The sequence below is a fragment of the Halochromatium sp. genome (genome assembly GCF_054919635.1).
On record NZ_JBUDPI010000120.1, the window covers coordinates 1 to 9,897 of the forward strand.

10 protein-coding genes are annotated in these 9,897 nt (G+C 61.8%); 5 read left to right on the forward strand and 5 right to left on the reverse strand.

The features are described from left to right. Positions 1-60: 60 nt before the first annotated feature. Both ACY693_RS09195 and dsrE2 read left to right on the forward strand, forming a co-directional pair. Positions 61-291 carry a sulfurtransferase TusA family protein gene (locus ACY693_RS09195; RefSeq protein ID WP_462321529.1) on the forward strand — a complete coding sequence of 77 codons (231 nt, stop codon included), beginning with the start codon at positions 61-63 and terminating at the stop codon, positions 289-291. A gap of 64 nt (positions 292-355) precedes the next feature. Further along, on the forward strand, positions 356-835 hold the full coding sequence (gene dsrE2 / locus ACY693_RS09200) for a sulfur carrier protein DsrE2 (RefSeq protein WP_462321530.1): 480 nt from the start codon (positions 356-358) through the stop codon (positions 833-835). Between the two features lie 140 nt (positions 836-975). On the opposite strand, the gene ACY693_RS09205 is transcribed toward dsrE2, so the two are convergent. After that, positions 976-2,292 (reverse strand): OmpP1/FadL family transporter, encoded by a 1,317-nt coding sequence (locus ACY693_RS09205; protein WP_462321531.1) that lies wholly within the window; start codon positions 2,290-2,292, stop codon positions 976-978. A gap of 204 nt (positions 2,293-2,496) precedes the next feature. Here ACY693_RS09205 and ACY693_RS09210 point away from each other — a divergent pair, with 204 nt between their 5' ends. The 3 genes from ACY693_RS09210 (at position 2,497) to ACY693_RS09220 (ending at position 5,083) form a co-directional block, all read left to right on the forward strand. After that, positions 2,497-3,402: a LysR family transcriptional regulator gene (locus ACY693_RS09210; protein WP_462321532.1), complete on the forward strand. Its 906-nt coding sequence runs from the start codon at positions 2,497-2,499 to the stop codon at positions 3,400-3,402. 86 nt (positions 3,403-3,488) lie between these two features. Further along, positions 3,489-3,896, forward strand: a complete 408-nt coding sequence (locus ACY693_RS09215; RefSeq protein WP_462321533.1) for a hypothetical protein — start codon at positions 3,489-3,491, stop codon at positions 3,894-3,896. A 74-nt stretch (positions 3,897-3,970) separates the two neighbouring features. Next, on the forward strand, positions 3,971-5,083 hold the full coding sequence (locus ACY693_RS09220; RefSeq protein ID WP_462321538.1) for an AI-2E family transporter: 1,113 nt from the start codon (positions 3,971-3,973) through the stop codon (positions 5,081-5,083). Between the two features lie 59 nt (positions 5,084-5,142). Here ACY693_RS09220 and ACY693_RS09225 read toward each other — a convergent pair whose 3' ends face one another. The 4 genes from ACY693_RS09225 to rho all read right to left on the reverse strand — a co-directional run. After that, a complete protein-coding gene (locus ACY693_RS09225) occupies positions 5,143-6,594 on the reverse strand; it encodes a glutamate--cysteine ligase (protein WP_462321534.1) in 1,452 nt (483 codons plus the stop codon). 46 nt (positions 6,595-6,640) lie between these two features. Next, positions 6,641-7,309 carry an N-acetylmuramate alpha-1-phosphate uridylyltransferase MurU gene (murU, locus tag ACY693_RS09230; RefSeq protein ID WP_462321535.1) on the reverse strand — a complete coding sequence of 223 codons (669 nt, stop codon included), beginning with the start codon at positions 7,307-7,309 and terminating at the stop codon, positions 6,641-6,643. Then, positions 7,306-8,769: a paraquat-inducible protein A gene (locus ACY693_RS09235; RefSeq protein WP_462321536.1), complete on the reverse strand. Its 1,464-nt coding sequence runs from the start codon at positions 8,767-8,769 to the stop codon at positions 7,306-7,308. The genes murU and ACY693_RS09235 overlap by 4 nt, the downstream gene beginning before the upstream one ends. 13 nt (positions 8,770-8,782) lie before the next feature. Continuing rightward, a partial coding sequence (gene rho, locus ACY693_RS09240; RefSeq protein WP_462321537.1) for a transcription termination factor Rho occupies positions 8,783-9,897 on the reverse strand: 1,115 nt, incomplete at its 5' end.

The window sequence follows — 9,897 nt, forward strand, 5'->3', positions numbered from 1 at the left end:
GTAGGTCTTGAGCGAGTAGGGCTCATCGAAATTTCTAACATAGAGTGTGAGGTGTATCCGATGGCAGACTTCAACCAAGAGCTCGACGCGAGCGGACTCAACTGCCCACTGCCGATCCTGCGCGCGAAGAAGACCCTCAACGGCATGGAGGCAGGTGAGGTGCTGCATGTGGTCGCAACCGATCCAGGCTCGGTCAAAGACTTCGACGCCTTCTCAAAGCAGACCGGCAACGAGTTGATGGAGTCTAAGGAAGATGGCGGCAAGTTCCACTTTCTGATCAAGAAGGCCTGACCTCCGCCGCATCCCCATACAACACAACAGGGGCTCGGCGAACGGGCTCCGCTGGGAGGAAACGATGGACGAAAAGAAACTGGCCATCATCGCCACCAAGGGCTCGCTCGATTGGGCCTATCCGCCCTTCATTCTTGCGTCGACCGCAGCTGCCCTGGGCTACGAGACACAGATCTTCTTCACCTTCTATGGTCTGCAGCTACTGAAGAAGAAGCTTGAGCTGCAAGTCACGCCACTTGGCAACCCAGGCATGCCGATGCCGATGGGGATGGATAAGTGGTTCCCGGTTCTCGGCATGACCCTTCCCGGCATGCAGGGCATGATGACCGGGATGATGAAGAAGAAGATGAAGGACAAGGGGGTTGCAAGCGTCGAGGAGCTACGCGATCTCTGCCAAGAGGCGGACGTGAAGCTGATCGCGTGCCAGATGACCGTTGATCTGTTCGATATGGATGCCACGCAGTTCATCGACGGCATCGAGTACGCCGGCGCCGCAGCCTTCTTTGAGTTTGCTGGCGAAAGCGATATCTGTCTGTACATCTGAGATCGACGGATCTCGCGTCTCGTCTCCTTGACAGGCGACGGGTGGGAACAGCGCGAAAAAAAGGCCGCTCAGCGATGAGCGGCCTTGAGAATGCGCGGCGAGGTGTGCGCGCTTAGGGGAATCGGTCGTCGTGCGCCCGGTCAGAAGGCGTCGAACGACTTACTGACTTCAAGCCCGATCAGGTGTGCATTGGCCTTGTAGTCGCCGTTGATGGCGTCGGTGCCATTGATCTCCGCGCCACCGAGGTAAGGTCTAGCCCCGCGATAGCGGCGCTCCTCAAACATCACGTACATATAGCCGGCCTCGATTTGCCAGCCATCGTCTAGGCTGTGGCCCACGCCCATGCCGAACAGATGGCGATCGTTGTCAGGCACCCGGGCGCTGAAATGGGCGTCGCCCTGAGGCGTCTCGTCATAGGAGTAGCCAAAGCGCAGCTGGGTTCGGTCTTGGACCTGATAGGTGAGGCCGAGCCGGTAGGCGTTGGCGTCCTCCCAGTCATTGACGTCCTCGAATAGGCTGGCGCCAACCAGGCCACCTCTAACGTCGATCTCGCTAAAGCCGCTCCAGCCATTGCGGGTCCAGTCGAGCTCAACTGCCAAGGCCGGCGTCAGCTCGTAGCGGACGCCGAGCTGCAGTCGCCATGGAAGCTCGAGGTCCAGCTCCGCGGTTTGACTCGGCTGCAATGCACCGATCATGACCATGGTGGGATTCAGCGCGCTATAGCTGCCATCAACAGGAATCTTACTGCTCGAGTGAAAATTGATGCCGGCACTGAAGGGGCCCTTGGCGTAGAGCGCGCTGAGATTGAAGCCAAGGCCGGTGCCATCACCTTCGAGCTGGGTGACCGAAGAGTTGAGCTTGGCCGACTTAACCCAATAGAGATCAGCGCCGATTGCGATCGCAAGCTCATCGGAGATGGCGTAGCTGACCGTCGGTGAGAAGGCAAGGGTCTGGAGCGTGCCTTGGGTCGGCTGCGGGCTCGCGGGGATGCTGCCACCTGGGCCTGCCGGCGGGGGCGGTAGCGGGATCTTGCCGGTGAGCGGCGGAAAGACCCCGGTCTTCCAGCGTGTCTCTAGGCCAAAGGGCGCGTTGATGCTGAGTCCAGCTGACCAGCGCTCATTGATTCGCAGCGCGGCCTGGATCATCGGTGCGACCAGCCAGTCGGCCCCTGCACTCTCGTGACTGCCGTTGGCGGTCTCGACCGAGAACTCCGGCCCGATCAGCAGGCTGCCGAGCGAGAGCCAGGACTGGTCGTGGAAGGCGATGGCAGCCGGATTGTAAGGGACGGCGCCGCGGTCAACCGGGTTGGCGACCAACGCATTGGCGGTGCCGATGCCGGCGGTTGAGATCTCAGGTACAGCAAACCCAGAGGCCTGCAGGCTTTGCGATGCGCAGGCGCTGATGATGACGCTGGAGACGGCGAGGGTCGACCAAAAGCTGTTGTGGATTGCGTACATGAGCGCTTCTCCTCAGGCCATGGTGTCGTTATCGTTGAAATCGATCCGGTTTTTCACTGCTGTGGCGAACATACAGCAGGCTGTTGCAAAAAACCAGGTCTGTTGCGAATTCGCTGTTATGGCGATGCGCTTGGGTTTCTGGTACGGCTCAAGCAGGACGCTTGTGCTATAACAAACAAGGCTGAACGCGGACTTGAGGAGACCATGGCAGACCGCAGACTGCAGGTGTTTCACACGGTTGCACGCCTGATGAGCTTCACCAAAGCTGCCGAGGCACTGCACATGACACAGCCTGCGGTGACCTTTCAGGTCCGGCAGCTCGAAGAGCAGTTCAATACCAGGCTGTTTGATCGAGGGCGCAACCGCATCAGCCTGACAGCGGTCGGTGTCCGTGTGTTCGAATATGCGGATCGGATCTTCGCGCTCTATGCCGAGATGGAGCAGGGCGTGCGCGAGCTCACCGGCGACATCAGTGGTGCACTGACCATTGGTGCAAGCACCACCATCGCTGAGTACATGCTGCCAACCTTGCTCGGCGACTTTAAGAAGCGCTACCCGGAGATCGCCATTCATCTCAAGGTGTCGAACAGCGAGGGTATCGTCTCGCTAGTCGAGCGCAATGCCATAGACCTTGGGGTCGTCGAAGCGCCCGTCGCCAATCGACAGCTGGTGGTGGAGAGTTGCAAGCAGGATGAGCTGGTGGCTATCGTCCCGCCTGGTCACGACCTCGCGCGCTATGGTCCGGTGGCTTGTCGGCGCGTGCTCGAGTACCCCTTCATCTGTCGCGAAGAAGGCTCCGGAACCCGCGAGGTCATCAACGACTATCTCGATGGCATGCTCGGTGGTGTCGGGGCGCTCAAGGTGGTCATGGAGCTTGGCAGCCCAGAGGCGATCAAGGGCGCCGTGGAGGCCGGAATGGGGGTTTCGATTGTCTCCAAGGCCACGGTGCAGAAGGAGCTTAAGCTTGGAACCTTGGTCGCGTTGCGCCTAGAGCCGCCGCTATTTCGCCCGTTCTCATTTGTGCATCAGAAGCATAAATTCAGGATGCGCGTGATGGAGGAGCTGCTGGAATTTGCAAGGGCTTACTGTAAGGACCGAGTCGGCCAGTGAGGGGATGCCCCTGATGAAATGCCAGCGATGAAATGCTGGCGATGAGATGCCAGCGATGAGAGGGCCTAGAGGCTGACATGATCCCAATGCAATCTGCTTCGGCGCATGAGCGTCGACTGCTCAAGATCGTCCGCGCCCTCGATACCCAGGACCGCGCCACCCTGATTGCGTTTGGCGAGTTTCTGCTCGCCGGTGGTGCCGAGGTGGCGGTGACCGGCGAATCCGAGCGCAGCCCGCGCGCGCCGAGTGAGCCGCAACATGAGCCACGCCCAGAGCAAGAGAGCGTGGTCGCGGCGATCAAGCGTCTCCGCCGGGTCTATCCCATGGTCGATCCGGGTGAGATGCTTCATGAAACCTCGGCCTTGATGGCTGCGCACGTGCTGCAAGGGCGAGATGCCACTGAGGTCATCGATGAGCTCGAGGGCCTGTTTGAAGGACATTATCGGGCTCAGCTCTCGGTGACCTTGTCGGCGCCGGCGGCCGATGACGTCTAGGATCTCCCGAGTCTGTGCGATCATCTTGCTAGAGCATGTCTAACCGCGCCGATCAAGGCCAGCCGACGATGCCGATGCAGGCCCTGAGCCGCTGGCTGGCTCGCTACTTCTCCGACCCTCAGATCCTGGTTCTGGTCTCTGTGCTGGTCGTTCTGTTTGCGGTCCTGTTGTTCTTTGGCCAGATGTTGACGCCGGTGCTTGCGAGCATCGTGATCGCCTATCTGCTCGAGGGCCTGGTCGGTCTCTTAGAGCGCTGGCATTGGCCGCGCTGGCTGGCTGTGTTCTTGGTGTTCACACTGTTCATGCTGTTCGTGCTATCGATGCTGTTCGGGGTGCTGCCGTCGGTCTCGCGCCAGATCCGCGACCTTCTGCAGCAGCTTCCCAGCATGCTCGCGCACGGGCAGCAGGTGCTGATGCAATTGCCGGAGCGCTATCCGGACCTGATCACCAGCGCGCAGATTGCTGAGCTGATCGGCAGCATTCGCAGCGACATCGCGGGGCTTGGGCAGCAGTTGCTGTCGTTGTCGCTCTCCTCAGTGGTGGGCGTGATTACGCTGCTCGTTTACCTGATCCTGATGCCGTTGCTGGTTTTCTTCTTCCTCAAGGATAAGGTATTGATCCTCGACTGGTTCGGACGTTGGCTGCCGCGCCACCGCGCGATCGCCAGCGATGTCTGGAAGAAGGTCGATCGGCAGATCTCAAACTACATTCGCGGCAAGGTGTGGGAGATTCTGATCGTCGGCGCAGTGAGCTTTGCGACCTTCTCGCTGTTTGGCCTTAACTATGCCCTCCTGCTGGCGGTGCTGGTGGGCCTCTCAGTGATCATCCCGTTCATCGGCGCATCCCTGGTAACCATCCCAGTGGTATTGATCGCCTGGTTTCAATGGGGCTGGGGGCCAACCTTCATTTGGCTCACCGTTGCCTACATCATCATCCAGGGGTTGGATGGCAATGTGCTCGTCCCTCTGCTGTTCTCCGAAGTGGTCGACCTGCACCCGGTCGCGATCATTGTCGCGATCCTGGTGTTCGGCGGGATCTGGGGCTTCTGGGGCGTCTTCTTCGCCATTCCGCTCGCGACCCTGGTTCAGGCGATCTTAAGCGCCCTACCGCAGCATATCGATTCCGAGCGCGCTAAGGAGACAGAGCGGGGCTCGACGGCAATCGAGGGCGAGTCATCAGGCGTCTGAGCATCCCAGCGGGTCAGGTCATGCTGCGTCGACCGACATGCGCTGTGGATTCCGGCTGCTCAATCCAGCGTCCACTCATGCGCTGGCTTGCCGGTCGCCTGGTGGGCTAGATAGGCCTCGGTGAGTGCTGCGACGTCCAGCCCATGCTTGGCGACCCAGGCCCGTTGCCAGGCAGCGCCGGTGCGGCGGGTGCGGGCCCGAGCCTCGATCACCCCGAGCCATTCGTCGATCTCGTCGTGGTCGATACCGAGCGCCCTGAGTCCGCGGCGCGCCTTGGGCAGCATCTGATGGCGAATCAGCTGGTGGATCGGCATCCGTGCTCGACCACCGTACCAGGGGATCTCGGCATTCAGCCCGTAACGGGCAGCGAGATAGAAGTTGATCCGCGCTTGATTGAACGCCAGCCCCTGCTCAGGTGGACTGCGCTCAGTAGCCAGGGCCTGCACAGCCCCGCAGTAGAAGGCCGCATTCGCGATATTGTCGATGCTGGAGGGGCCAGCCGCGACCACCCGGTGCTCCATGCGCAGATGTGGCTGCTGCTGACCGCTGGGGTCGACGTCGAAACCGATCAGCGGCCGATTCCAGCGCCAGATGGTGCCGTTGTGCAACCGCAGGTGCGCCAGTTGTTCGATCGGCTCATCCATAAGGTGTGGCAAGAGCACCGGATAGCGCGCACTATTGGAGCGAAAGCACTCCATGACCGATTGTTCGGCATAACGGATGCCGAAACCCACGCGCTCGCGCAGCGGGCTGTCGCCGACCGAGACCGCCTGCTCGAACAGCGGGATACGCGTCTCACACCAGAGCTCGCGCCCGAATAGATAGGGCGAGTTCGCACCAATCGCCACCGAGAGCGCGGCGAGCAGCTTGGAGGCATTGAACACGCGGGCCGATTCGGCCGCGCTGATCTTGAGGTGGATCTGGAATGAGGTCGCCGCGGATTCGAGCATCACATCCGGCTGCTCGATATACACCGGGCGTTCGCCCTCGATCTCGAGCCGGATCGGCTCGCCATCGCGCAGGCGCAGGATCTGCTCATTGAGCGCGCGATAGCGGGGGCGGGGCGTCATCTGCGCCGGCACCAGATGATCGGGCCGCACCGTTGGCAGGATGCCGATGGTGCCCACCTGGGTGTTCAGCTTGGTGGCGGCCGCCTGGCAGTGGGCCAGGGTCTGCTCGAGCTCGTCATGGAGTCGGCTGAACGGGCGACCGCTCAGGGCCACCGGCGTGCTGTTCAGCTCGAGGTTGAACCTTGCCAGCTCTGGGACGATGAGTGGGTCTTGCAGCCGCTCGAGGAAGGCGTCGATCACTGGCGCCGGTGCCTGATGGCGACGATCGATCAGCCAGGCCTCAAGCTCAAACCCGGCTTCGCGCCCACTGCTGGAGAAGGCGCTCGAGAAGGCATCCTCGGCGAACCATTGCTCGAGGAGAGCGGTTTCTGCCCTGACACGCGCCTCAAACTCGAGGAAATCGGCGTCAGTGAATCGGTGATCCTGGATGTTCTGGCCCATCGAGATGCGTTGCCTCCCGTCGGCGCGAGGCGACGTGCTGCCTGGCTCACTGATTGCTTAACATCCTGTCGAGCGCTTGTAAACGCTCAGGTGTCCCGATGTCGAGCCATCGCCCGCGGTGATGCAGACCGGCGCAGCGCTCGCTGGCCATGGCGCTCCTTAATAACGGGGCGAGCGGGAAGGCGCCCTGCGTGCAGCCTGCGAATAGCTCTGGCCGATAGAGACCGATGCCGGAGAAGGTCAGGCGCGAGCTGCCTGTGGCGCGTACCCGGTCGCCGCAGAGCGCAAAATCCCCCGCCGCGTGGTGCGGTGGATTGTCGACCAAGACGATCTGCGCGAGATCCTGGTCCCCAATGCACAGCTGGCGGTAGTCGAAATCGCACCAGATGTCGCCATTGGTGACCAAGAAGGCTCCGTCACCGAGCAGCGGCAGCGCGCGATAGATACCGCCACCGGTCTCTAGTGCCTGCCCTTGACCCTCGGGCGAGTATTGAATCTGTACGCCATAGGCTTGGCCGTCGCCAAGGGTCTGCTCGATCTGCTCGCCGAGATGAGCGTGGTTGATCACCAGCTCGGTGAAGCCAGCCTCGCGTAGCCGCCGAATCTGATGCGCGATGAGCGAGATGCCGCCAGCCTTGAGCAAGGGCTTCGGGCAATGGTCGGTCAGCGGTCGCATCCGCTGGCCTCGTCCGGCGGCGAGGATCATGGCCTTCATGACGTTTGACCCTGTTGTGGAGCCCGGGCCTCGAGCAGCGCTGACAGAAATAGGCTAGCGAGGACGAAGGCGAGGAAGAGGAAGAACCCGAGCTGCAGACTCGTGCCGTTGGTACTGAGCAGATCGACCTGCTGGCCGATGTCGCTCAGCTCTGCGAGCTGGCTGCTGATCAGCCCATCGAAGCCGATATAGCCCATCAAGATCGCAACCACCAGCACATCGGCCATCGACCACTTGCCCGAGCGCAGCGCGAAGAAATGCACCAGCGACCGGTCGCGCAGGCCCTTGAGGTTCGTGTAATAGAGCAGGCTAGCCAGGATCTTGGCGATCGGAAAGATCAGGCTGAACAGCACCACCAGCACCGCGACAAGGATCATATCTGCGGCGCCCGTCGCGGTGAGGACCTGGACCAGGTCGAGGATGCTCTTGCTTTGGAAGTAGAGCACCTGATCGGTGAAGACGACAGGCTCGCCGAGCAGGCTCAAGCTGAGGCTGTCGATGCGCGCCTCAACCTCGATCATCGGCGTCATCACCCCGGCACCGAGCAGGACTAGGGTTGCTACCGAGAGCATCAGCATGCTCTCAGGCGCTAGCTCGCGCCGGTAACGGTTGGCCACCCTGATCGCAGGACCTGATTGCTCGGGGCGGTTGGCCTCTGGGTGTTCGCTGCTGTCGGCCTTCGCGGCGGAGTCTGAGCTCGTCGATCGGTGAGGCCCTATCCAAGCGAGAAGGAACAACAGACTCACGCCGCCGAGCGCCCAGAGGGCATTGATCTGAGCCTGGGCTTGATGGGCCTTGGCCGCCTGACTGAGCCGCTCGACGCACTGGGTTGTGCTCTCGCAGCCGTGAGTCTGCTGGATCTGTTGCTGCAGCGAGCGGTCGACGCGAGTAAAGGTCGCCTCGGAGGCTTGCTCGACGACCTGCAGCAATTGCCGCTGGATCGCGCGGCGGGTTTCGGGCCGGTTCAATTCCTCGAGCACCGCATCGGCGTAGAGCGGCACGCGAGCGCGCAGCTGATCGAAGTCGACCAGCCAGTCCTGGACCCCCTGGCGCAGGCTGCCCTGTAGTCGGTCGATCCAGCCGTCGCCTTCGGCATTGCGGCGTCGAAGGACCTGCTCCACCTCCAACAGCATCCGGTCGAGCACGACCTCGAGCTTGCGCTTGATCTGTGGCCGATTCTGCGCGTCGAGCTCGAACTGTTGGATCTGCTCGGCTAGGATCTCTGAGATCTGGCTGACCCAGACCTCGGCGTCGAGCAGGCCGTATTTCACGTCCTGTAGCTCGGCGCGCTGCAGCTGGAGCTGTTGCAGTGTGCGCAGCTCGAGTATCAGCCGATAGGTCGATCCGGCCACGACGATCAGCAGCACCGCCGAGATCAGGCCGAGGATGATCCGCTTCGGCTGAGAGGTCGGCTGGGCGGCCCGCTGGACAGCTGGCTGGGCGGTCGGCTGGGCGGGCATCAGAACGCCACGCTCAGCCTCGCATCGAGTCGAAGAACTCGTTGTTGGTCTTGGTGGTCTTGAGCTTATCGAGCAAGAACTCGACAGCGGCTAGCTCGTCCATCGGATGGAGGATCTTGCGCAGTATCCACATCTTCTGCAGCTCGGCGGCCGGCAGCAACAGCTCTTCGCGGCGCGTGCCGGAGCGGTTGATATTGATGGCCGGGAAGATGCGCTTCTCGGCGATGCGTCGGTCCAGGTGCAGCTCCATGTTGCCGGTGCCCTTGAACTCCTCGTAGATCACATCGTCCATGCGCGAGCCGGTGTCGACCAGCGCGGTCGCCAGGATGGTCAGCGAGCCGCCCTCTTCAACGTTCCGAGCGGCGCCAAAGAAGCGCTTCGGTCGCTGCAGTGCGTTGGCATCGACACCGCCGGTGAGCACCTTGCCCGAGGAGGGCACCACGGTGTTGTAGGCGCGTGCGAGTCGGGTGATGCTGTCGAGCAGGATGACGACGTCGCGCTTGTGCTCGACCAGGCGCTTGGCGCGCTCGATCACCATCTCCGCGACCTGCACGTGGCGGGTGGCCGGCTCGTCGAAGGTCGATGAGATCACCTCACCGCGCACCGAGCGGGCCATCTCCGTGACCTCTTCCGGACGCTCGTCGATGAGTAGGACGATCAGGAAGACCTCCGGATGATTGTGCGCGATCGACTGGGCGATATTCTGCAGGATCATCGTCTTACCCGCCTTGGGTGGCGAGACGATCAGACCGCGCTGGCCCTTGCCGATGGGGGCGATCAGGTCGACGGTGCGTGCGGTTAGGTCCTCGGTGCTGCCGTTGCCGATCTCCAGGCCCAGTCGCTGCTGCGCGAACAGCGGCGTAAAATTCTCAAATAGGATCTTGGTCTTGGCGTTCTCGGGCCGGTCGAAATTGATGTCTCCGACCTTGAGCAGTGCGAAGTAACGCTCGCCATCCTTCGGTGGTCGGATCTTGCCGGTGATGTTGTCACCGGTGCGCAATGAGAAGCGACGGATCTGACTCGGCGAGACATAGATGTCATCGGGTCCAGCGAGGAATGAGGCCGTCGCCGAGCGCAAGAAGCCGAAACCGTCTGACAGGATCTCGAGCACGCCGTCGCCGTAGATAT

Coding starts and splice junctions, on each gene's coding strand:
- ACY693_RS09210 (WP_462321532.1), top strand. CDS start 2,497: ATGGCAGACCGCAGACTGCAGGTGTTTCACACGGTTGCACGCCTGATG.
- murU (WP_462321535.1), bottom strand. CDS start 7,309: ATGAAGGCCATGATCCTCGCCGCCGGACGAGGCCAGCGGATGCGACCG.
- ACY693_RS09215 (WP_462321533.1), top strand. CDS start 3,489: ATGCAATCTGCTTCGGCGCATGAGCGTCGACTGCTCAAGATCGTCCGC.
- dsrE2 (WP_462321530.1), top strand. CDS start 356: ATGGACGAAAAGAAACTGGCCATCATCGCCACCAAGGGCTCGCTCGAT.
- ACY693_RS09195 (WP_462321529.1), top strand. CDS start 61: ATGGCAGACTTCAACCAAGAGCTCGACGCGAGCGGACTCAACTGCCCA.
- ACY693_RS09225 (WP_462321534.1), bottom strand. CDS start 6,594: ATGGGCCAGAACATCCAGGATCACCGATTCACTGACGCCGATTTCCTC.
- ACY693_RS09220 (WP_462321538.1), top strand. CDS start 3,971: ATGCAGGCCCTGAGCCGCTGGCTGGCTCGCTACTTCTCCGACCCTCAG.
- ACY693_RS09235 (WP_462321536.1), bottom strand. CDS start 8,769: ATGCCCGCCCAGCCGACCGCCCAGCCAGCTGTCCAGCGGGCCGCCCAG.
- ACY693_RS09205 (WP_462321531.1), bottom strand. CDS start 2,292: ATGTACGCAATCCACAACAGCTTTTGGTCGACCCTCGCCGTCTCCAGC.